23 protein-coding genes are annotated in these 23,073 nt (G+C 40.9%); 7 read left to right on the top strand and 16 right to left on the bottom strand.

The window, feature by feature from the left end; genetic code table 11:
• Positions 1-135 precede the first annotated feature (135 nt).
• From EAH57_RS14115 to EAH57_RS14105, 3 genes are read left to right on the top strand one after another with little or no spacing between them, the layout of a single operon-like run.
• Positions 136-1,584 (top strand): leucyl aminopeptidase, encoded by a 1,449-nt coding sequence (locus tag EAH57_RS14115; RefSeq protein ID WP_121930610.1) that lies wholly within the window; start codon positions 136-138, stop codon positions 1,582-1,584.
• Between the two features lie 4 nt (positions 1,585-1,588).
• The gene (locus tag EAH57_RS14110; RefSeq protein WP_121930609.1) at positions 1,589-1,996 is read left to right on the top strand and encodes a DNA polymerase III subunit chi; all 408 of its coding nucleotides are present in this window, start codon (positions 1,589-1,591) and stop codon (positions 1,994-1,996) included.
• A gap of 35 nt (positions 1,997-2,031) precedes the next feature.
• Positions 2,032-2,658, top strand: coding sequence for a hypothetical protein (locus tag EAH57_RS14105; RefSeq protein WP_121930608.1), 627 nt, complete (start codon positions 2,032-2,034; stop codon positions 2,656-2,658).
• Positions 2,659-2,703: 45 nt separating this feature from the next.
• Here the strand turns inward: EAH57_RS14105 and EAH57_RS14100 are convergent, their stop codons facing one another.
• The 7 genes from EAH57_RS14100 to glnK all read right to left on the bottom strand — a co-directional run bounded on the left by EAH57_RS14100 (position 2,704) and on the right by glnK (position 9,564).
• Positions 2,704-3,363, bottom strand: a complete 660-nt coding sequence (locus tag EAH57_RS14100) for a riboflavin synthase (RefSeq protein ID WP_121930607.1) — start codon at positions 3,361-3,363, stop codon at positions 2,704-2,706.
• 166 nt (positions 3,364-3,529) lie between these two features.
• A complete protein-coding gene (locus EAH57_RS14095) occupies positions 3,530-4,366 on the bottom strand; it encodes an MIP/aquaporin family protein (protein WP_121930606.1) in 837 nt (278 codons plus the stop codon).
• 383 nt (positions 4,367-4,749) lie between these two features.
• Complete coding sequence (locus EAH57_RS14090) at positions 4,750-6,042, bottom strand: DNA adenine methylase (RefSeq protein ID WP_121930605.1); 1,293 nt, start codon at positions 6,040-6,042, stop codon at positions 4,750-4,752.
• Positions 6,039-7,154: a bifunctional diaminohydroxyphosphoribosylaminopyrimidine deaminase/5-amino-6-(5-phosphoribosylamino)uracil reductase RibD gene (gene ribD / locus EAH57_RS14085; protein ID WP_121930604.1), complete on the bottom strand. Its 1,116-nt coding sequence runs from the start codon at positions 7,152-7,154 to the stop codon at positions 6,039-6,041. Before ribD ends, EAH57_RS14090 begins: the two co-directional genes overlap by 4 nt.
• 12 nt (positions 7,155-7,166) lie before the next feature.
• The gene (gene nrdR / locus EAH57_RS14080; protein ID WP_004668188.1) at positions 7,167-7,631 is read right to left on the bottom strand and encodes a transcriptional regulator NrdR; all 465 of its coding nucleotides are present in this window, start codon (positions 7,629-7,631) and stop codon (positions 7,167-7,169) included.
• Between the two features lie 140 nt (positions 7,632-7,771).
• Positions 7,772-9,157, bottom strand: a complete 1,386-nt coding sequence (locus EAH57_RS14075; protein ID WP_121930603.1) for an ammonium transporter — start codon at positions 9,155-9,157, stop codon at positions 7,772-7,774.
• A 68-nt stretch (positions 9,158-9,225) separates the two neighbouring features.
• Positions 9,226-9,564: a P-II family nitrogen regulator gene (glnK, locus tag EAH57_RS14070; protein ID WP_000780326.1), complete on the bottom strand. Its 339-nt coding sequence runs from the start codon at positions 9,562-9,564 to the stop codon at positions 9,226-9,228.
• 275 nt (positions 9,565-9,839) lie between these two features.
• Here glnK and EAH57_RS14065 point away from each other — a divergent pair, with 275 nt between their 5' ends.
• Positions 9,840-10,067: an accessory factor UbiK family protein gene (locus tag EAH57_RS14065; RefSeq protein ID WP_121930602.1), complete on the top strand. Its 228-nt coding sequence runs from the start codon at positions 9,840-9,842 to the stop codon at positions 10,065-10,067.
• A 69-nt stretch (positions 10,068-10,136) separates the two neighbouring features.
• Positions 10,137-11,624: a YifB family Mg chelatase-like AAA ATPase gene (locus EAH57_RS14060; protein ID WP_121930601.1), complete on the top strand. Its 1,488-nt coding sequence runs from the start codon at positions 10,137-10,139 to the stop codon at positions 11,622-11,624.
• Positions 11,625-11,664: 40 nt separating this feature from the next.
• Here EAH57_RS14060 and EAH57_RS14055 read toward each other — a convergent pair whose 3' ends face one another.
• Complete coding sequence (locus tag EAH57_RS14055; protein WP_121930641.1) at positions 11,665-12,453, bottom strand: TorF family putative porin; 789 nt, start codon at positions 12,451-12,453, stop codon at positions 11,665-11,667.
• A gap of 446 nt (positions 12,454-12,899) precedes the next feature.
• Entirely contained in the window at positions 12,900-13,670 is a 771-nt protein-coding gene (locus tag EAH57_RS14050; RefSeq protein WP_121930600.1) for a TorF family putative porin, read from the bottom strand.
• Positions 13,671-14,405: 735 nt separating this feature from the next.
• Between EAH57_RS14050 and EAH57_RS14045 the strand changes: the two genes are divergently transcribed.
• Positions 14,406-15,680 (top strand): OprD family outer membrane porin, encoded by a 1,275-nt coding sequence (locus tag EAH57_RS14045; protein ID WP_121930599.1) that lies wholly within the window; start codon positions 14,406-14,408, stop codon positions 15,678-15,680.
• Between the two features lie 105 nt (positions 15,681-15,785).
• On the opposite strand, the gene ppa is transcribed toward EAH57_RS14045, so the two are convergent.
• Together ppa and EAH57_RS14035 are read right to left on the bottom strand one after the other, a co-directional pair.
• The gene (gene ppa / locus EAH57_RS14040; protein WP_121930598.1) at positions 15,786-16,313 is read right to left on the bottom strand and encodes an inorganic diphosphatase; all 528 of its coding nucleotides are present in this window, start codon (positions 16,311-16,313) and stop codon (positions 15,786-15,788) included.
• 119 nt (positions 16,314-16,432) lie between these two features.
• On the bottom strand, positions 16,433-16,831 hold the full coding sequence (locus EAH57_RS14035) for an MAPEG family protein (RefSeq protein ID WP_121930597.1): 399 nt from the start codon (positions 16,829-16,831) through the stop codon (positions 16,433-16,435).
• A 166-nt stretch (positions 16,832-16,997) separates the two neighbouring features.
• Here EAH57_RS14035 and EAH57_RS14030 point away from each other — a divergent pair, with 166 nt between their 5' ends.
• Positions 16,998-17,384: a hypothetical protein gene (locus EAH57_RS14030; protein ID WP_121930596.1), complete on the top strand. Its 387-nt coding sequence runs from the start codon at positions 16,998-17,000 to the stop codon at positions 17,382-17,384.
• A gap of 92 nt (positions 17,385-17,476) precedes the next feature.
• Here EAH57_RS14030 and EAH57_RS14025 read toward each other — a convergent pair whose 3' ends face one another.
• The 5 genes from EAH57_RS14025 to EAH57_RS14010 form a co-directional block, all read right to left on the bottom strand.
• The gene (locus EAH57_RS14025; RefSeq protein WP_121930595.1) at positions 17,477-19,156 is read right to left on the bottom strand and encodes an AMP-binding protein; all 1,680 of its coding nucleotides are present in this window, start codon (positions 19,154-19,156) and stop codon (positions 17,477-17,479) included.
• Positions 19,157-19,312: 156 nt separating this feature from the next.
• Positions 19,313-21,532, bottom strand: coding sequence for a DNA topoisomerase IV subunit A (parC, locus tag EAH57_RS14020; protein ID WP_121930594.1), 2,220 nt, complete (start codon positions 21,530-21,532; stop codon positions 19,313-19,315).
• A 114-nt stretch (positions 21,533-21,646) separates the two neighbouring features.
• On the bottom strand, positions 21,647-21,892 hold the full coding sequence (locus tag EAH57_RS16170; protein ID WP_228200050.1) for a tetratricopeptide repeat protein: 246 nt from the start codon (positions 21,890-21,892) through the stop codon (positions 21,647-21,649).
• An 18-nt stretch (positions 21,893-21,910) separates the two neighbouring features.
• The gene (locus EAH57_RS16165) at positions 21,911-22,246 is read right to left on the bottom strand and encodes a hypothetical protein (RefSeq protein ID WP_228200049.1); all 336 of its coding nucleotides are present in this window, start codon (positions 22,244-22,246) and stop codon (positions 21,911-21,913) included.
• Between the two features lie 136 nt (positions 22,247-22,382).
• Positions 22,383-23,027 carry a trimeric intracellular cation channel family protein gene (locus tag EAH57_RS14010; protein ID WP_121930593.1) on the bottom strand — a complete coding sequence of 215 codons (645 nt, stop codon included), beginning with the start codon at positions 23,025-23,027 and terminating at the stop codon, positions 22,383-22,385.
• Positions 23,028-23,073: the final 46 nt, after the last annotated feature.

Below are 23,073 nucleotides of genomic sequence, written 5' to 3'. Positions count from 1 at the left end.
CAATCGAGGGGTAATGCTAGTTTACCCGAATGTTAAAAATATAAAACCTATCGCTTGTTGCGGATTGCAACCTCATATCTGAAAGTGTTTAATGGGATTAACTTTCTTTTTTGTCCATTAGGTTTTATACAAACAATGAAATTTACCCTTCATCGCGCATTGCCAACGCAAACATCAAGTGAATCTTTATGGATTTTGGTTGATTCTGAAGACTTACAAAAAAACCTAAACAGCTATAAAATCAATCAACTAGAAGACATACTTACAGTCACACAGTTCAAAGCTGGTTTTAATGAAAACCTGCCGTTAATTGCTCAAGTCCCAGTTCAAAGCAACACCCAGTTGTTAGGTCTTGGCAAAAGTTCTGAGTTAAAAGCGATAAAATTAGCAAAAATCGCACAAACGATTATCAAATCAACACAAAATAAATTTAAACAAATCACTGTAGATTTGTCGGCGCTACCTACTGATTTACATCAATTGTTCGCTCTAAACTTAACCCAAGCGGCTTATGCTTACGATGAATTCAAATCCAAGAAAAATGAATTTATTTTAGAAAGCATCCAACTTATGGTCGATCAGACGCCATTGAATGACCAACAATTGAATTTGATTCATGCCGTTCAATCTGGACAAAACTATGCACGTGATTTAGGCAACCGTCCCGGCAACATCTGTTTCCCTGAGTATCTCGCAGATCAAGCACTGGCCCTCGCTGCACAATACCCAGATCTGCTCACCGTGAATGTGCTGAACGAACAACACATAGCAGACTTAGGCATGAATGCCTTTTTAGCCGTCAGCAAAGGTTCTGATCGTGAAGGACGAATCATTACTCTTGAATACAACACCCAACTCGAACAAGCACCTGTCGTTTTAGTCGGTAAAGGGGTGACTTTTGATACAGGTGGTATTTCACTAAAGCCTGGCTTAGGCATGGACGAAATGAAATTTGATATGTGCGGTGCAGCCTCCGTTTTGGGTACGATGCAGGCGCTCTGTGAAGCACGATTACCAATTCATGTAGTCGGTGCGATCGCAGCAGCTGAGAACATGCCTTCAGGTCGTGCGACGCGTCCCGGTGATATTGTCACTAGCATGAGTGGTCAAACAATTGAAATCTTAAACACCGATGCAGAAGGCCGTTTGGTTCTTTGCGATACATTAACCTATATCAAACGTTTCAATCCTGCACTCGTGATTGATATCGCAACATTAACAGGTGCTTGTGTCGTTGCACTGGGTAAAGTGGTCAGTGGCTTATTCACGCCAGATGATGAGCTTGCACAAGATTTACTTCAGGCAGGCGAACAGTCGCTTGACCGCGTATGGCGTATGCCTGTGATGGAAGAATATCAGGAGTTGCTCGACTCACCTTTTGCAGACATCGCTAATATCGGTGGACCGTATGGTGGTGCAATTACCGCGGCATGTTTCCTAGAGCGATTTACACGTGAATACCGCTGGGCACACCTTGATGTTGCTGGAACAGCATGGCTATCAGGTACAGCCAAAGGTGCAACGGGGCGTCCAGTACCATTATTGATGCAGTTCTTAGCAAATCGTGTTGAAACGAATAACTAAAAACATGACCCAAATCAGCTTTTACCTCTTTGAAAAAAGTGCAGAACGGCAAGTCGAAAGTGCTTGCCGTTTATGTCGAAAGATTCTAAATCAGCATCCGCATATATGGTGGTATTGTCCTGATTTAGCGCTCCAAACTGAGCTAGATGAAAAGCTGTGGACCTTTGATCCACTTAGCTTTATTCCTCACGGCATTCATCAACCGAATAACGCGGTCTGTATTTCAGAACAATTACCACCATCCAATGATTGGATCGTGTTTAATTTTAACAATCATGCACTTGAACTCACTCAGGATTTTCGCCACATTATTGAGATTATTGAAAACAATGAAACCGCGAAACAGATTGGGCGAGAAAAATTTAAACAGTATCGGCGTTTAGGTATTGAAGCCCGAACGTTTAAATTATAAATCTGCATGCAATAACATCATTTGAGGAGTGTCTTGTGGCATTAAATGTTGGTCAGGACTTTAAGAAACGTTGGTTAAACACCCCTGAAACTGTCCGTCAGACCTATCAGGAAGATTTAGCACGTATCTGTGATCTACTGTTGCCACAAACCCAGATTCAAACTTGGACACAACATGAGGAGCATGCGGCACAACGTTCTCAGCAACGCATCGAAAAGGCCTATGCTGATCTCAAAGCAGAGTTGATCGAACAAGCCCGCATTCGTAAACAACAAGCACTAGAAAAGGCCCTTGCCGAAAAACGTGCTGCTGAAGCTGCGTATGCAGCACAGCTACAAGCAGATGAAGCACAACAATTTGCTCAACAAACTGAGAATCTTGTTGCATTGCGCAATCATATTGATCAAGAGATTGCACAACAAACTGAGCGTTATCAAAGTAATCCTGAACTACCGAGCATTGACTATGCTTCTGGACAACAGCTTGTCATTGAAGATCATCAAATTTTATCTGAACTCGAAAGCGTTCGAGTTCGCCTTGAATTAGAATCAGAAAGTCTGATCGAACAAGCGGTGACGGTATTTCGAGCCAAACTACATTCGCTCGCTCAAGATGAAATTGAATATATACTGAAAAATAGTGAATTTTCTAACGAAAAATAAAGACAAAAAAGCCCAGTCAATCTGGGCTTTTTATTGCTTAAAATCTTATTTCAAAAAACCATTTTCAGCTAGAAAAGACATACTGAGTTTAGATTCAGGTTTTTGCTCGGCAGCTTTATCTCCTAACAATAAACGCTCGATATAACGCGCCAACACGTCCACTTCCAAATTCACTTTAGTACCGACTTGCCAAGAACCGATATTGGTACGTTCAACGGTATGTGGAATCAAATTCAAGCTAAGAATATTGCCACGTAAATGGTTAATGGTCAGACTAATGCCATCTACCGTCACCGAGCCTTTTTCTGCCAGATATTTGGCCAACTCAACTGGTGCTGTCACTTCGAAATACAATGAGCGCGCATCCTGACGAAAGACCGTAATTTCACCCAAGCCATCGACATGGCCACTGACGATATGCCCACCAAAGCGTGTGGTGGGTAACATGGCTTTTTCCACATTGACCGCTTGTCCTACTTTCCATTGACCTAAGGTGGTACGATTTAAGCTTTCACGGGAAACATCGGCTGCATACCAATTTTCGCCCCACTCGATCACCGTCAAACAGATACCGTTAGTGGCAATAGAATCTCCTAAATGCACATCCGACATATCCAAATCAGTTTGAATTCGTAGACGAACATCACCACCTACACTTTGTAGACTTTCAACTTTGCCTAAACTTTCAATAATGCCTGTAAACATGTGACTTTTAACCTACCTTCATTCAAGTACGAGTCTCAGCGAATCAAGATACCTTAATGCAAAGAACTTGAGATAACAAGCGACGCTGACGCAAATGCCGCCAAATCAAAAAGGGTGATCCTCTGGCCACCCTTCTTCTTATTTCATTGTCTTATTTTGATCACCACTACATATCCGAGATTTGCTTTTCAGCAGTGCTTGGCACTTCGACTTGATGACTCACTAAAAAATGGCTAAAGAATAATTTATAGCCAAGTACACCTAAGCAAGCCCCAACAATCGGCGCGGTCATCGGAACGATAAAGTATGCAATATCACGACCGCCAGTAAAGGCAACAGGTCCCCAACCTGAGAAATAAGCAATGATTTTAGGGCCAAAGTCACGGGCAGGATTCATAGCAAAACCTGTTAACGGACCAAAAGAAGCACCAATCACTGCAACCAATAAACCTACCAATAATGGCGCCAAAGCACCGCGCGGCAAGCCATTTTGATCATCACCTATTGCCATAATCAACCACAATAGCAGCATGGTAATAAACATCTCGACCAAGAACGCTTGCCCCATTGAAAGTAAATGATGCGGATAAGTCGAGAAAATTCCCGCCAATTCTAAACTTTCAACACTGCCTCGGACCATGTTATGGCTTTGTTCATAGTCGATAAACAAATTACTGTAAAGCCCGTAGACCAGTAATGCCCCAACCGCAGCACCTGCAACTTGGGCAATGATATAGAAAGGCACTTTCCTTTTATCAAAGCCCGCAAATAATGCTAATGCAATGGTGACTGCTGGATTGAGATGTGCACCAGAAATGCCTGCTGAAAGATAGACTGCTAATGCAACTGCCAAACCCCAGACCACACTAATTTCCCACTGGCCAAACCCAGCACCTGTTAGCTTGAGCGCAGCAACTACACCGATACCAAATGATAAAAAAACCGCAGTGGCAAAAAACTCAGCGATACATTGTCCCAACAAAGTGGGTTCCGAGCGACTCATAACAACCTCTCATGGCTATCGCTTCTCATCGATAAGACCCTAAATGAGCTCGGAAAATTATATTTATTTTGATATTGGGTCAATGTTTTTTTAACCGAATAGTAAAATTTATTTAATTTTTAAAATGCAATGTATCGAGTTTAAGAATATAAGTTAATTTCTCATAGATCTATGTATTTTATCGTTATTTTAAATAAAAACCGAAGTAAAGCAATTCTAACGAGAATTCTGCTCAGTCAAAATACAGCTCAAAAATATAAGATAATGACCACAAAAACAGTTACTTATCTAAAAATACGATTTAGTTGATCTTATTTACCGATACCACAGCACATCTACATGTAAAAACACCACTTTGTTTATAAAGTGGTGTTTGTTTGAGCTTACCAAAGTGCAAGTTGAGTGCTGTTCCCTGAGGTATCCACACCACCCAATTCAGCAAAGTGGTAGAGCTGACCCAGTAACTGTCGCAATGGCGGACCTGATTTTGCATGAGTATCGGTGATCACAATAAACTCAAGCACCCGTGCCCGTTCAGACTGTCGCTGCTTACTGACGCGATAACGCGGCACGTCTTGAGTCAGCAACGTGACTTTTCCGCGCTTTAAATTGGCGGTCAGTAAATCTTTAGGCTCAATATTTCCATCAGTCGAATAACTGGTCAAGATATAACGCGCATTGATGGTTTCCAATAACTTTTCATAGGCATTTTGAGCATGTTTAGACGAGTTATACGAACTCGGACGTTCTTTACGCCATGCCCGATCAATACCACTTTTAAAACCTTTGGTGTCAGGTGAGGGTAAGTCGTTCTGATCCCATAAAGTTAAGGCATTTAAAACATGATAATTACTGCTGTAGGCATGCTGGTTATACGGCGGATCAAGATACGCCACATCCACTTCAAAGCCACTCATTTGATTGGCTAAATGCTGTGCATCGACACACCACACTTCTGCGGCAGGTCGTTTACTCTCACCAATTTCACAAAAACGGCTTGGTGTTAACCACAATAACGACTCAATCCGTTCTAATGCCGTCTGCGTTTTACCGCCCCAACCCTGATGGAAGCTTTTAAATACGCCACTGGTGTTACTGACGAAACTGGCTGAGTACAGCAATGGTGCAAGTAAAGCACTCATTTCCACATCATTAATCGCACCTTGTGCTTGCCAAGTTGCAATTTGCTGACGAATCGCATCAATCTTCATCCCATTACGACGCTTAAAGAACAGTCGGTCACGTGCTGGATCATAGACATCATCATTGCGAGGACACAAATTATGTGTCACCCAACCCTTTACCTCAGGCAATCGATTTAAAATATCAATCGCTTTTTGATAGCCACCTAATTCTTTAAATGCGGGTGCATCGGTACATGCCAAAATCGCGTGATTTAAGGCATGGCTATAAGGTTCCCAATCGTTGGCAATCACACGATAACCATTTTGGCGAGCCAAACGAGAGACCACACCACTGCCCGCAAAGAAATCAGCAAAAATTGGTGGATTCTTTTTTTTACTATTCAGTGTTCCCGTAATCTCAAGCGCTTCTAAAATCAGATGAAGGAGTCGGCGCTTATTCCCCAGATAAGGTACGAGCTGATGAAAAAGATATTCGTCAGTGGTACGCGCCGCATGGCGACGTTTGTGATAAACCGATGCTTCAGGATTCATATCATCTCTTGGGTAGGGAGCAATCTTAGGCGAATATCTTGCCCAAGTTGGGTTACATCGACCAATTCAAAACGAAGCTGCTCTGCCATTTCGTTCAATTCAGCATTGAACATTGATCGAGCAGATTGACCAAGTAAAGTTGGTGCAACATAACTAATCATTTCATCAACCAAACCTTGTTGTAAAAAGGCAGTCGATAAAGTCGCACCTGCCTCAACCAATACATCATAAATTTGATACTGTTGAGATAAGGTTTGCAATAACTGATTTAAAGGTTGCGGCGCCAATTGTATCACGCCTAAATCGGCAAGTTCTTGACGAAATGGGGTCATTACCATCACTGTTTCCGGATTCTGTAACATCTTGGCACTGAGTGGTAACTGTCCTTGTCGATCGAGCACAATTCGTTTCGGTTGAACAACTGTTATAAGGTCAACACCTGCTAATGCACGAACATTCAGTTCACAATCATCTGCCAAAACCGTTTGAATCCCAGTAATCACAGCGCCTGAAATCGCACGCCAATGCTGTACATCCTGTCGTGAGGCTGTTCCGGTAATCCACTTCGACTCACCCGAAGCCATTGCAGTACGCCCATCGAGACTTGAGGCAATTTTCAAACGCACATAAGGTAAACCTGTTGACATGGCTTTTAGAAAACCCAAATTTAAAGTTTTCGCTACTTCGGTACAGATCCCTGTTTCAACTTCAATGCCTGCATCTTGTAGGATTTTCACCCCTTTACCTGCCACCAGTGGGTTTGGATCAGAGCATGCCACCACAACTTTTTTGACTTGTGCCTTGACCAGTGCTTCAGCGCAAGGCGGAGTTCTACCGTAGTGTGCACAAGGTTCTAAAGTCACATAAGCGGTTGCATTCTTGGCTTGTTCACCTGCTTGCGCTAAGGCGAAAACCTCGGCATGTGGTTGCCCTGCTTTGGGATGATACCCCTCCCCAATCAATTGACCATTTTTTACAATGACACAGCCGACATTCGGATTTGGTTTGGTGGAATATTGTCCAAGTCGAGCTAAATCAATTGCTCGTTGTATCCAATACTGATCTTGAAAAGCTTGATCCTGAAAAGTTTGATCTTGGTTTAGCTCAGACATGATTTCTCTAATTTAGGCTTCATTTTCACGTTGTTGCATTTGCTCAATCTGATGACGAAATGCTTCTACATCTTGGAAATCTTGATAAACCGAGGCAAATCGAACATAAGCGACATGATCCAATGCAAATAATGCCTGCATCACGATTTCACCAATCATTCTTGATTTGACATCACGTTCGCCTAAACGACGAATCTGCAACTGAATATCACTGAGCACCGTTTCGATTTGCTCTTGCGTCACAGGACGCTTCTGCAAAGCATGCATGAGTGAGCGACGTAATTTCGCTTCATCAAACGGTTCACTTTTACCATCGGATTTAATCACGCGTGGCATCACCACTTCATAACTTTCAAAGGTGGTAAAGCGTTCACCACAAATCGTACATTCACGACGACGGCGAATTTGACAGCCTTCGGCAGCCAAACGGGAGTCGATGACTTTACTATCAGCAGCGTTACAAAATGGACAATGCATAGTTGTGCAATTATTTACTCACTTTGGCTAAGTGTAGCAAAGTTTCTTCATTTGCTGAACTAGCCATCACTACACAAAAAAACAGCCTTGTGCAGGAGCACAAGGCTGTTTCGTTTTATCGAATTGTATTTTACATCCGATTATTCAACACGTTCGCCATGTTGACTCAGATCGAGACCCATACGTTCGTCATCATTGCTGACACGAATACCAATCGCTAGATCAATTACTTTAAGGATAATGAAGGTCATCACTGCACTATATGCGATCGTTGCAAGTACACCTTCGACTTGCACCCATAATTGCGCCATCATATTTGCAGGTGCAGCATCACCCATAATGAATTCACTTGCAAAGACTGCTGTTAAGATCGCACCAACGATACCACCAACACCATGTAAACCAAATGCGTCTAAAGAGTCATCTGCTTTGAGTAAACGCTTAAGTGCAGTAATACCCCAGAAACATACAACACCACCGATGAGACCCATGATTAATGCGCCACCAACAGTTACGAAACCAGCCGCAGGCGTAATCACCACTAAACCAGCAACCGCACCCGATGCACCACCAAGAACAGATGCTTTACCACGGACAACTTTCTCAACCACTAACCAAGACAATGCCGCTGCTGCCGCTGCAACTTGAGTAACCATGATTGCATACGATGCAGAACCGTTGGCACCCAACGCAGAACCACCGTTGAAACCAAACCAACCCACCCAAAGTAAACTTGCACCAACCACAGTTAAAGCAAGGTTATGCGGTGCCATTGATTCGCGACCAAGGCCCATACGTTTGCCGAGCATATACGCTGCAACCAAACCTGCAACACCTGAGTTAATATGAACAACTGTACCACCAGCAAAGTCTAGCGCACCGTCATTACCTAACCAGCCGCCGCCCCATACCCAGTGAGTAATTGGTGCGTAAACGACAACAACCCAAATCGCAACAAAGGCAACAAAAGCACCAAATTTCATACGCTCTGCGATAGAACCACTAATAATCGCAACCGTAATAATCGCAAAGGTCATTTGGAATATGACAAATAGAATTTCAGGAATCGATCCACTTAAAGTATCAGTACCAATACCTGATAGCATCAGTTTATCAAGTCCACCGATAAAGGCATTTCCTTCACCAAAAGCCAAACTATAACCGATCGCAACCCAAGCAATACTCACCACTGCCGCAGCAACAAAACTATGTGCCATGGTACTAAGTACGTTTTTCTTGCGGACCATACCGCCATAGAATAAAGCCAAACCAGGAATCGTCATCAACAGAACCAGTGCTGTTGAAACAAGAATCCAAGCTGTATCACCCGTATCGAGTGTTGCTTCTGCTTCAGGTTCGACTTCCGCAACTGCTGGCAATTCTGCCGCAACAGTCGTCGATACTGTTTCAGTTACTGCTACAGTTTGTTCAGTAACTGGTGTAGAAGCAGCTTCTTCAGCCCAAACAACGGCTGAACCACCTAAGAGTGCGCCAGATAGACTAAGCGCCATAAGCATTTTTTTCATTCGTGTCCCCCAACCTCATTTTGTGAGCTGTGTCTCTTAATTTCTAACTCAGCAAACTTTATGCCAATTTAGACAGCATCTGGTCCAGTCTCACCAGTACGAATACGGATGACTTGTTCTAGATTAGTGACAAAGATTTTCCCATCACCGATTTTTCCTGTGCTTGCGACACGCGTAATAGATTCAATCACTGCATCTACCATTTCATCGCTAATCGCAATTTCAATTTTTACTTTCGGTAAGAAATCAACAACATACTCTGCACCACGGTACAGTTCAGTATGTCCCTTTTGACGCCCGAAACCTTTGACTTCAGTTACGGTAATCCCTTGAACACCAATATCAGAGAGTGCTTCACGAACATCATCTAATTTGAATGGTTTTACAATTGCAGTTACAAGCTTCATGTGTGTTTTCCTTCGGCTTATTTTCACCAGTAAGGTTTTATGTTCAATTTTCATGCCAATATTGGAAGGTTAGGGGGTTTCAAATACTGGACATCAGTTTTCTTTATAACCTATTTAAGCTTAGAGATGTAGATCCTCAATCAAAAATAAGTTCTATTTACCAAGATTTAACTGAATCTTGCGGTCACCCATCAAGCTGTTCTGAACAGCGCTAGAGGATTGCCGCAAGCAATGATACACTGCGCAACAAATACACATAAACGATTGAGCACTTTATGATTGAAACTCTTTTACAGGCTATTTTGCAGCAAGTCGATCAACCCCAAAAAGACTTAGAAAAAAATTTACGTGCTTTACTTAATGAAAGTATCGAAAAATTAGACCTCGTCTCTAAGCAAGAGCTCGATCGTCAGAGAACAGCCTTGAATTTAGCTAACCAACGCCTCACTGAGCTACAACAACAGATGAAAACACTTGAAGAAATCGTACAGAACAAAAAATAAGCACCAACACGGTGCAGACAGCACCGTAAAATGACTAAAAATAAAGCACCACAATGGAACAACAAGAAAATGTCTTTCGCAAAAATTTACACAAGGGGTTTATTGGGGCTACACGCCCCTCAAATCGAAGTTGAAGTCCACATTAGTTCAGGGCTACCCTCTCTAACCATTGTCGGCTTGCCTGAAGCCGCAGTGAGAGAAAGTAAAGATCGGGTTCGCTCTGCAATTATTAACAGTGGATTTTTGTTTCCAACCAAACGCTTAACCATTAACCTTGCACCTGCGGATCTTCCTAAAAATGGCTCACGCCTAGACTTACCCATCGCCTTAGGAATCCTAATCGCTTCTGGTCAACTCCCTGAAAATAGTACAGAGGGCTTTGAATTTATTGGAGAACTTGCACTAGATGGACATTTGCGTCCAATCTCAGGAGCGCTGACGATCGCAATGGCATGCCAACAGAGTCAACATCGCTTGTTGCTTCCCACTGCAAATCTAGATGAAGCCAATCAACTTCCAAATTTTGATGTCTATGCAGCGAATCATTTACAAGAAGTTTGTGCACACTTTTCGGGCAATTCACAGATAACAGCAGCGCCTAAACAAAAAAATGCGGCATTATCTAGCTATCAATTTGATCTCGCAGATGTTAAAGGTCAGTTACGTCCGCGGCGGGCGCTCGAAATCGCTGCGGCGGGCGGACATTCTTTACTCTTTAAAGGTCCACCCGGCACTGGAAAAACCTTACTTGCATCAAGGTTGCCCTCGATCTTGCCGCCACTCAATGCTCAGGAAAATTTAGAAGTTGCGAGCATCTATTCGGTTGCAAATGCCCAACATCATTTTGGACAACGCCCCTTTCGAGCACCGCACCACACTGCATCCGCAATTGCATTGGTCGGTGGTGGCTCACAACCAAAACCCGGCGAAATAACACTTGCGCATTTAGGCGTATTATTTTTAGATGAGCTGCCTGAGTTTGATCGTAAGGTATTGGAAGTATTACGCCAGCCACTTGAGTCTAAAGAAATTGTGATCTCGCGTGCGGCAAGACAAATGACCTTTCCCGCCAATTTTCAGTTTATCGCGGCAATGAACCCCTGCCCTTGTGGTTATGCCTTTAATCAAGATAGTCGTTGTCAATGTTCACCTGAAAGTATTCAACGTTATCAAAATCGTATTTCAGGGCCGTTATTAGACCGTATTGATCTACATATCGATGTACCACCGTTACAAGCACAAGAGTTGCAAGATCGAACACCCACTGAAAACTCTGAAATTGTACGCCAACGCGTCATCACCGCGTATGAAAAGCAGATTCAACGACAACAGTGTTTAAATCAAGCGCTTTCTCCGAAGTTATTAGAGCAATATGCGCTTTTAGATGACAGCTCTGCAAGAATCATTGAAATGGCACAACAACGTCTCAATCTTTCCGCTCGAGCCTATCATCGAGTATTACGCGTTGCTCGCACCATTGCTGACTTAGCTGAAAGTGACATGATCTCCAGCACCCATCTCACCGAAGCACTGTCTTATCGGGGTAGTCAAACTTAAAAAAAAGCGACCTTATGGTCGCTTTTGATTGTTTTTATGATTAAAAAGCATAGCCTAACGCTAAAACCACTTTATTTTTCTGCTTAGCTTCATCACGTGTATAGCCGCCGAAAATATAATCTAAATTCCAAGTTGCACCTGTTTCGCCCAGCGGATGTGATACACCTAAAGTTGCATGACGGAAAGCAAAGTCGGTTTTGGTGACATCGCCAGCTTTAGCTTGGTAGGCTAAATATTCATCATCATCGCCATAATAATAGGCTGCAACTTGAACTTTTCCTGTAAATTCACCTGCGAGTTTGGGTGCATAAGTTGCCAAAAAGTAGGTGTCACCTTTATTGCCAAAAGTCACGTTATTCAAAAGCGTTTGGGCTGTCAGCGTTAAATCCTTATACGTCAAACCCACAATCGTTTCGTAACCCGTAGACTCCCAACCCGGATAATAGTAATAAACCGTTCCCCCAATTTGATAACCCAAGTCATCGCTAATTTTGCCTTTATATCCTGCATAGAAATCATTTTCGAATGACTTTTTCTCTTTGGGTACATAAGTCGGTGATGTATTAAAATCAGCATAGGCCGCGGTCAATGTTGAAAACCAGTAACCCAAATAAAATCCACTGTCATGGCTATAATCAAGCCCACCCTGAATCGCAGGTGTATCACTTTCAGGTGAATTGGTCATCCCGCGTAAGTTATAACTGGATACAACACTGATATTTCCTGAAAGTGCACCCGGAAATGGAAGCTTCGATTCTTCCGCTAAAGTAAAAGTTGATGCTGTTGCAATTACCCCTAAAGCAACAGCTGTGCATGCAAATTTCATCATATTGATCTCCCCCATGATTTAGATATTCAATTGATTTAAGTTTTAAATTGCATCACGGGGTAATTTGCAAATGCTATGCCAAGCTTAGAGCATTTAAGAAAATATAATAAATACATAAATAACAATAACTTAATTAAGTAAAAAACCAACAACCCGATCATGCTTTGGGTTTAAAAAAAAGGATGAACTAAATAGTGCAACTAAACTGCAATGGAACTGATCATTATGGCGCACTCAAAAAGTAACAATAAAAATGCAAGCAACTTTATCACCCCTTATTCAACTCAATCATTATTTAAAAATACAGTGATGATCTCGTTTTATATGCATTTACGCTGCTTTTCGATTAAATAAAAAATAATATTCATCAGAAGGAATATTTTCCCATGAGAAAATATAGGTATAAAAAAAGCAGAGCATTCGCTCTGCTTTAGAGAAACAATAGCTTAGAAGCTTTTGGTTAGCGTAAAGACAGCACCAGTTTCCACACCACGCTTATAAGGTTGTGCATCTGCATCAATATTTGTCCCTACTGCAGCCAATTCTGCACTGAAGCCTTCAATAGATTTTACAGCATAAGTCACGCCTACTTTCCAGTCGACATAATTATCATCTTCACTGCCGTTGTCACTAAAGTCATAGTTATCAGCTTTGGTATAACCAACGCTCGCAACGCCACCAAAACCAGTATCAGCGAATGGTATTGAATAAGTCGCATTTAAGTACCAGGCATCCTCGTCTAGACCAAAGAAGTCATTAGTATAGTTAACACTCGCTAAGAGACTATCACCACTAGCAACGAGGTCACTGAATCCTAATTTTGCGTACAGTTCAAGCCAATTTAAATCTGATGCGCTTGGATAACCGTAATACCATAAACCTACATCTAAAGTTGGTTTACCAGCAAATGGTAACTCTGTCGCATAACCGATATATGGATCAAGCTCTAAATGTGGATCAGCTGTACCAAAATTAACATTTGAACCCCATACCCCAGCATAAACACCAGATTCGTGAGTTAAAGCAAAACCACCTTGTAAAGCGGGATCACTTTGCGTCTGAGTCATACCACGATAGCGATAATCAGTTGTTAATGCAGCACTTCCTGAAAAGCTCAAACCACTTTTCGCAAGTGCATTATCTTCTGCAGCGAAACTCACTGTTGAAAGTCCAGCAATCATACTAAGCGCAAGTGCCTTACATGCAAATTTCATCATATTGATCTCCCCCATGATGGATATTCGACTGATTTATGTTTTAAATTGCATCACGGAATAGATAGCAAATGCTGTGCCAACTCCAAACAATCCTTAGGAAATATAGTTCCTGTACCATAAAGGTGCCATTACGACACTTTAAATGCGCTTCCATTGACCCTAAGGTCTTTATTTCTTAATTTTTTGATCTATTTAGAAGCAGTGCAGAAATTCAGGTTATTTATTGCACAAAAAAGACGCACTTTTCAGCACCATAAGTTGTCTAACTATTAGAAATGTCAGGTATACGTATGTAATTTAATGAGTGCTCAATAAAAGTGCATCTGAGATACCTTAAAATAATCTGAATAAAGTGTTCCTTTTTCGTCGTTGTCAGATTGCCATTCGTCGGGATGTAATTTTTTGCAAATCAAGTTGCTATATTTTTAACCAACCAATAAATAACATATTAAATTTAAACAGAATTTATATGCCTTAATCACACTTTTTAAACATAACTTATATAGAAATAACAATCGAATATTACAACCTTTATAAATATATTTACCAATTAAAATCATTAACTTAATTTTATTATGATCACTTTTTAAACGAGAAACAAATCATAAAATTGTATAAGCTTTTTATTAAAAATTAATGAAAAAATTTTAATAAAAATCTATCTTTTTCATGTATAACTTATACAATTGTTCAAAATTTGCAGTTTCTTTCCCAATTTTTTTATGAGGCTAAGCTATGCCAAAGGCACAGAAACTTACATTAGCGGTATTGATTAATGCCGCACTAATCACCTCAACATATGCAAGCGAACAAAGCGAAGCAAAAGGATTTGTTGAAGATGCAAGCGGAAATGTTTTATTCCGTACAGGTTATCTAAATCGTGACAAAAAAAATGGTGTTGAAGACACCAGCTCATATGCGCAAACTGCGATGGTTAAGCTAGACTCTGGCTTTACCCAAGGTGTTGTAGGCTTCGGTGTTGGTATTATTGGTGATGCGTCTTTTAAATTAGGCTCTAACAATAATGCGGGTAACGGCATGATCCCAAAGCACCCAGATGGTTCAGCATATGACCATTGGGCGCGTGGTGGCGGTTATGTAAAAGCACGCTACTCAAATACGACCGTTTCTTATGGTACTCATATCCTAGATATTCCTGTATTGGCGAGCAATACAGCACGTTTAGTCCCTGAATACTTTGAAGGTGTGTTAGCGACCAGTCGTGAGATTGATGGTCTGGAGTTAACGGCTGGTAAATTCACCAAAGACCAATACTCTGATCAGATCAATAGCGATGGTAGACATCTTGATCGTGCAGTTGTTTGGGGCGCAAAATATAAATTCGATGATCATCTAACGACTTCGTATTTCGGCTTAGATAGCAAAGATAAGTTAGGCCGCCATTATATTAATGCAAACTACAAGCAACCATTAAACCAAGATAGCGGCTTGACTTACGATTTAAGCGCTTATCACACCAAGTGGGATGAAAAAGCAAGTACGTATTCAAGTACGACCGATGATTTATCTAATCGTAAAAATACTATTTGGGCACTTTCCACGACCTATAATACAGGTCCACATAGCGTGATGCTGGCTTACCAACAAAATAATGGTAATACTGGTTATGACTATGGTGAAAATGCTGACGGTGCTCAAAGTATCTATTTACCAAATTCTTACCTTTCAGACTTCATTGGTAATAGCGAAAAATCAGCTCAATTACAATACAATGTAGACTTTGGTGGCTACGGTGTTCCTGGCCTATCTTGGACAACAGCGTTTGTTTATGGTTGGGATATTAAAGTTAAAAATCTAACTGACAATGCCCAAGAACGTGAATTCTTTAACCAAGTAAAATACACCGTTCAATCAGGTTTTGCTAAAGATGCCAGCTTACGTGTACGTCACTCGTATTACCGTGCAAGTGATGAATATCAAACTAATGCTTACATCGGCGACACCAACGAATGGCGTCTCTGGCTTGATATTCCTGTGAAATTCTTCTAATTCACAGTTAATAACTTGGCATAAAAAAACCTCCATTCAATCTGAATGGAGGTTTTTTTTAAACCAAATTTTTAAAATTAGAAAATTTGATTTAATCTTTCAAACTTACTTTTGAGCAGCTTCGATTGATTTAATGATTTCTGCTTTAGCAACTTCAGAACTTTCCCAACCATTCAATTTCACCCATTTACCAGGCTCTAAATCTTTGTAGTGTAGGAAGAAATGTTCAATTTGGCTGATCAACAATTGTGGAAGATCTGTATATTCTTGAACATCTTTGTACAATGGAGATAATTTTTCATGTGGAACTGCGATCAGTTTCGCATCGATACCACCATCATCTTCCATATTTAATTTACCCACTGGACGACAACGAATTACTGAACCTGCAGCAACTGGATAAGGCGTCACAACAAGTACGTCTAAAGGATCACCATCTTCAGATAGGGTGTTTGGTACATAACCATAGTTTGCTGGGTAGAACATTGCTGTACCCATGAAACGGTCTACAAATAACGCATCTGAATCTTTATCGACTTCGTATTTGATTGGCGCTGCATTTGCAGGAATTTCAATGATGACATAGATGTCATTTGGCGCGTCTTTACCCGCAGGAATATTGCTATAACTCATATCAACACTCGTGTATGTGAAATTAAATATAAAAAATCGGTCAGATTATAACGTGAATACAGTCAAAATGATGCTGTATATTAGTATTAGGCGTCATGAATTTTTATGAGCAACTTGATTTAAGTCATTTTAATGGTGATCACAAACAAAAATATTGGGCAAAGTAAGGAAAAAAACCAAATGATTGAGCGTAAAGTTGCGAGATTGGCTAAATAACAAATCCCATAAATAACGCGGAAAATAATATACGCCCAGCCCAATGTCAGAATAAATCGCTCTGGAATCACCATATATTCCGCCATTAAAATTGCAGCAATAAATAAAGGTAAACTCTCGAAACTATTCTGCTGTACAGCATTTGCTCGTGCAGACAACCCTGTGGTTCTAGCCAAAAATTCACGAGGATTGTGATTGTCTTTTGCTTGAAAACCACCTTTTGATTTCGCAATCAAAGTAAACACATAAGGCAATAAACATGCGACGATAATAATCAATATAATGCCGCTAATACCGTGCATCTGACATCCATCATTTGAAGTTCTTCTGATCATGCTATCATAACTTATGATTTATGAAACTTTCATTTGTACTTGTTCAACTTACATTTCTTTTTGTACATGTGAGCCACTAGAAAGTTAGATCGAATGACATTGCTATGTTTTTATATTGGTTTAGGGTCAGTTTATGCAACAGCAAGATCAAAAAGAAATGTTTAATATCCTTGATCAACAACGCCAAAACCAACTTAAGGTCGATCGGGTCTTAAAAATTGTATTTCCGATTGTTGCTTTTTTACTCAGCGTGATCTGTGCCAACCTAAACTGGCAATCAACCTTAGGAACCTTTGTCATTTTGACTATTGCCTTTTATGCAGTTGGGATTAAGCGTTTCACTCTCTGGCACTGGTTGATCATCACCACGCTATATGTCTTTGCTGATAATTATTTTAGCTTTAACGGCATCGACCCAACTCGTTTACGTTTCCAGCTCATTACCATGATCATTTTCGTGGGGATTGCAGGTATCAGTCGACGCTATATTGATCGCTGGTTTATGAAAAAATCTGCCTAGTCAGCAACAACAATCGATAGTCATAAAAAAATGCCGCAAGTGCGGCATTTTTTATGTAGCTCCCTTTACAAAAGAGAGGCTAGAAAAGATTTTTAAGCTGGTTTACGTAAATCTTTACGTAAGATTTTACCTACGTTAGATTTTGGCAACTCATCGATAAACTCAACATAACGTGGGCATTTATAGCCTGTTAAGTTTTCTCTCGCATATGCAATGATTTCTTCAGTCGTTAATGAAGCATCTTTCTTCACGATGAATAATTTAGGCACTTCACCTGATTTTTCATCAGGAACACCAATCGCAGCAACTTCCAATACTTTTGGATGTTGTGCAATGACTTCTTCAATTTCACTTGGGTAAACATTAAAGCCAGATACCAAGATCATGTCTTTCTTACGATCAACAATTTTGAAGTAACCACGGGTATCCATGATACCGATATCACCTGTACGGAAGAATCCATCAGCGGTCATTACTTTATCTGTCTCATCTGGACGGTTCCAATAGCCTTTCATCACTTGAGGGCCACGGATTGAGATTTCACCTTGCTCACCTTGAGCAACTTCTTTCCCGTCATCATCCAAAATCGCAACTTCAGTTAATGGCAATGGGACACCAATCGTGCCACTAAATTCAGTGGTTGCTGGTGGATTTGCGGTTGCTACTGGAGAGGTTTCAGATAAACCATAACCTTCGATGATAATTGTACCTGTTACTTTCTTCCAAGCTTCAGCTGTAGATGGTAATACTGCCATACCACCGCCCATCGCCATCTTAAGTTTACTATGATCCAGTTGTTTAAACTCTTCGTTGTTCACTAGCGCATTAAACAAGGTATTTACTGCAGGGAAGAATGAAGGTTGGTATTTACGTAATTCACCAATCACCGCAGGTAAGTCACGTGGATTAGGAATCAAAATATTCGCTTGACCTTTGTACATGCCGTACATCGCACAAACCATAAATGCAAAGATATGGTAAAGCGGTAATGCACAAACGATACGATCATCTTTTGCACCGTCAGCATCGCCAAACTTACTTGAGAAAATAGCATCACACTGTAAAAGGTTTGATACTAAATTGCGATGCGTCAGCTCAGCACCTTTAGAAACACCTGTCGTACCACCCGTATACTGAAGGACAGCTGTATCACTTAAAGTTAAGCTTGGACGTTTATAGTTACTTGGATTTTCTTTGTTTAATGCAGCATTAAATTTGGTATAACCTGGAATATCCCAAGCTGGAATTTGTTTACGCACTTTACGTAAAACAAAGTTGACCAATGTTCCTTTCAGCGTGCCCAGCATATCCCCAACAGTCGCAACAACGACATGCTTAACAGGAGTTTTACCAATAATGCTTTGATAGACACTGGCAAAGTTTTCAATAATGACCAACACTTCCGAACCAGAGTCATTGAGTTGATGCTCTAACTCACGTGCTGTATAGAGTGGGTTTACGTTGACAAGAACCAAACCAGCACGGAATACACCTAATGCCACTACTGGATATTGGAAAACGTTCGGCATCATTACCGCTACACGTGTTCCTTTTGCCAAACCTAAACTTTGTAAATAAGCTGCAAATTTACGACTCGCAACTTCTAACTCATTAAACGTTAAAACCTTATCCATAAAGATAAAGGCATCACGTGATCCGAATTTTTGGAAATTGCGTTCAAAAATATCAACAAGTGAAGTGTTTTCAGCAGGCAGTGCAACTGTTTCTGGGATTCCTGTCTTTTGGTATTCAGCAAACCAAATCTTTTCCATAATGCCATTATCTCCGAGTGGTAATCCTTAAAATGTAACAACGTTACTTTCCATGGCAAAACATTTTTATTAAGTTTTTGAATTGCCCTGTAGACCTATCCAAATAATATGAATACGACATCATATATAACGTATTTGTATCACAGAATACCAGCCTTATCTCTGAACGAAGAGTCTATTTGCTTTTTGATAACCCCGTGGTAAAAGTTGCCCCTTTGTTGCTCTTTTTCCTATATATTTTTGGAGATCATCCCCTTTCAGTTTTAAATGCTGTTGTCCTGCAGCGACTTGGATTATTTCATCTAACGTCAAGGTTGTCATGAATAAAATTTGTTCTTTCTCCTCAAGTTGTATCAACTTGTTACCTTTACCTTTATTTAGAATAGGGAGTTCAGCCAAATCAATAATAAGTAATCGTCCTGCTGAACTTAGTATTGCAACATGAGTGGACTGTTGAATTGGGAGCAACGGTAATGCAGTGGCTTTATCTCCAACGGTTAAAAAGGTTTTCCCCGCTTTGGCATTGGTATCTAATTGACCTGCTCTGGTTTTAAAACCATAGCCATTTGAACTGGTAACCAATAACTCTTTGCTATCATCTTCAACTAAAACTTGGAGAAAGGACACCCCACTTGCTGGCGCAAGTTTTGAACTCAAGGGCTCACCTAAACCTCTGGCTGAAGGCAAGCTACTGATTGGTAAAGCATAACTCCGCCCTGTTTTATCCAAGAAATAAACCCGTTGATTGGTTTTACCCACCGCATGACTTAAATATTGATCACCTGCACGGAAGTTTAGATTTGCGGCATCAACATCACCGCCCTTGGCTGCACGCACCCAACCCGCTTCCGACAAAACAACAGTTACCGTTTCAGCTGGCAGCAAATCTTGTTCTTTAATTTGAACCGCATCTGCTCGTACCACAAGTGGTGAACGGCGATCATCACCAAACTTTTTCGCATCTTCTTTCAGTTCATTGATAATTAAGCTTTTCAGTGATTCAGGATTTTCGAGTTGTTCGCGAAGAATTGCCGCTTTCGCTTCTAACTCTTCTTGCTCACGACGAATTTCCATTTCTTCTAACTTCGCTAAATGACGAAGTTTAAGTTCCAAAATTGCTTCTGCTTGAATCTCATCGATACCAAAATGTTGCATCAGCACAGGTTTGGGTTTGTCTTCTTCACGAATAATACGAATCACCGTATCAATATCCAAATAGGCAATCAAAAGACCTGCCAAGATATGTAAACGCTTTTCAATCTTGGTTAAATGATATTGCAGACGACGCGTCACAGTTTGCTTACGAATCTCGATCCATTCCAACAAAATACGGCGAATAGATTTTACCTGTGGGCGACCATCTGCCCCAATCATATTCAGATTGACACGATAGCTTGATTCCAAATCAGTCGTTGCAAATAAATGGCTCATCACCGTTTCAGCATCAACACGATTTGAACGCAGTACAATCACCAAGCGCGTTGGATTTCTGTGATCGGATTCATCACGAATATCAGCCACCAAAGGCAACTTCTTCGCAATCATTTGATCAGCAATTTGGGTAACCACTTTTGAACCTGATACCTGATAAGGCAATTCAGTAATCACGATTTCATTTTTTTCTATCGTATAAACCGCACGCATACGATAACTACCACGACCTGTGGTTTGAATTTTAAGTAATTCTTCAGGTGGCGTAATGATTTCTGCTTTGGTCGGTAAATCTGGTGCTGGAATATACTCCGCCAATTTTTCATCGGTGGTTTCAGGATTACGAATCAGTGCAATCGTCCCTTTCACCACTTCACGCAAGTTATGCGGCGGAATATCGGTTGCCATCCCGACTGCAATACCTGTTGTACCATTGAGCAGAATATTTGGAATACGAGCAGGCAAAGTAATCGGCTCTTTCATCGAACCATCAAAGTTATCTTGCCATTCACTGGTGCCTTGCCCCAATTCATTCAGCAATAGCTCACTATAAGCTGAAAGTTTGGCTTCGGTATAACGCATTGCCGCAAATGATTTAGGGTCATCAGGTGAACCCCAGTTACCCTGACCTTCAACCAACGGATAACGATAACTGAATGGCTGTGCCATCAACACCATGGCTTCATAGCACGCCGAGTCACCATGTGGATGGTATTTACCGAGTACATCACCAACGGTACGTGCTGATTTCTTTGGCTTTCCAGTCGACTTTAAGCCAAGCTCACTCATGGCGAAGACAATACGTCGTTGTACAGGCTTCAAACCATCACTGATATGCGGCAATGCACGGTCCATAATCACGTACATGGCATAGTTGAGATAAGCTTGTTCTGTGAATTCGGCTACGGAGCGGTTTTCTGTTGCATGATGTGCAAGGCTGGTCATTTCAGCAAGTCATCCAAAATCATTGTTATCGTCAATGCTTTGTATGCTATGTGGATGCAAGCGTTGTGACAAGCCCTTGTTGTTGTTTAAACGTCAAATGGTGTCTTGTTAAGCTTAATGCAACATATTCAATAGAATTTCTGATGCTAGAAACCAGCCATTTTTCTCCGCCTTTTTTAACCATTGCCTAGCTAATTCATCATCTTTTTCAACATAGAGTCCCTTTAAATAAAACAGACCCAAACTATACTGTGATGCGGCAATTTCTTGATCCGCAGCAACAGAGTAGAATTCAAAAGCTATTTTTAAATTCTTTGAAACACCTGTTCCATTTTCATATTTATCAGCAAGATTATTAATGGCTGGAAGAAACTTCTGCTATGCAGCTTTCTCATAATATTTTAATGCAAGATCAATATCGACCTGCTCTTCTTCATTTGAACCCGAATGATAAACGCCCAAAAGATATAAAGCGGCTGCGTTTCCTTGCTCAGCAATTACCTCAAGATCTTCAATATAGATCAAATCACTTTCGTTATATTCAGGTTGTTCCATCCAAGTTGCAGCCCAATTATATTCAGCTACAAGCGATCTATTATATGTTGCTGCAATCCACAACCAGTTTCTACCTAATAAAAGATTTTTAACCCTGTCATTGCGCCCAAGACAATAATCAAGACCTATCTTTATTTGTTGATCTACATCGAATTCCATGACCTCAGGAGCCATTTCTTGTACAGATAAGAGATTCATTTTTAATTTAAGATTCAAGTAATGGTTAATTTATATGTGGCAAAGGGTATTTAGATATTTCAATCCAAAATCCTTTACTCCGTTTGTTATTTATTAATCAGTGCTCATCCGTAGACGAAGCAGATTCAGCATCGTCTTCTTGATAAATAAATTTCGGCATCTCTAAACCAAAATAAATCGCGATTAAACGTAGGGTAAAACCAAAGACCAGAGTGAAAATTACCGTTAAATCGTGCGGCAATCCAACTTCTAAACAGACCCAGTAACAAATCACCGCGACAAAGGAAATACTGGCATATAACTCACGGCGGAACACCAAAGGCACATCATTACACAAGATATCACGCAGAATACCACCTGATACGCCTGTTAAGACCCCTGCAACCGCAGACACCACAAAACCATGCCCCATAGATAAAGCGATTTGGCAACCAATAATAGTAAAACCAATTAGACCCAAAGCATCCAGTACCAAGAAGATATTACGGAGATGACGCATCCATTTGGCAATAACAATCGTCACAAAAGCCGCACAACAGGTTAAAACCAAATACTCAGGATGCTTGACCCAAGTTAAGGGATAGTGCCCAAGCAATACATCTCGGACTGAACCACCACCGAGGGCAGTTACACAGGCAATCAGTGTTACACCGAACCAGTCCATACTGCGTCGACCCGCTGACAATGCACCTGTCATCGCTTCCGCAGTAATGGCAATAATATAAATCACGGTAAGTAACATCTGCCGACATCCTTAAACAAGGCGGAAAAGTGTGCGCTATTTTAAG

It is taken from the genome of Acinetobacter sp. 2JN-4 (assembly GCF_003687745.1).
Lineage (GTDB): Bacteria > Pseudomonadota > Gammaproteobacteria > Pseudomonadales > Moraxellaceae > Acinetobacter > Acinetobacter halotolerans.
The sequence above is the reverse complement of the archived record's forward strand: the minus strand, read 5'-3'. Positions and strand labels throughout refer to the sequence as shown.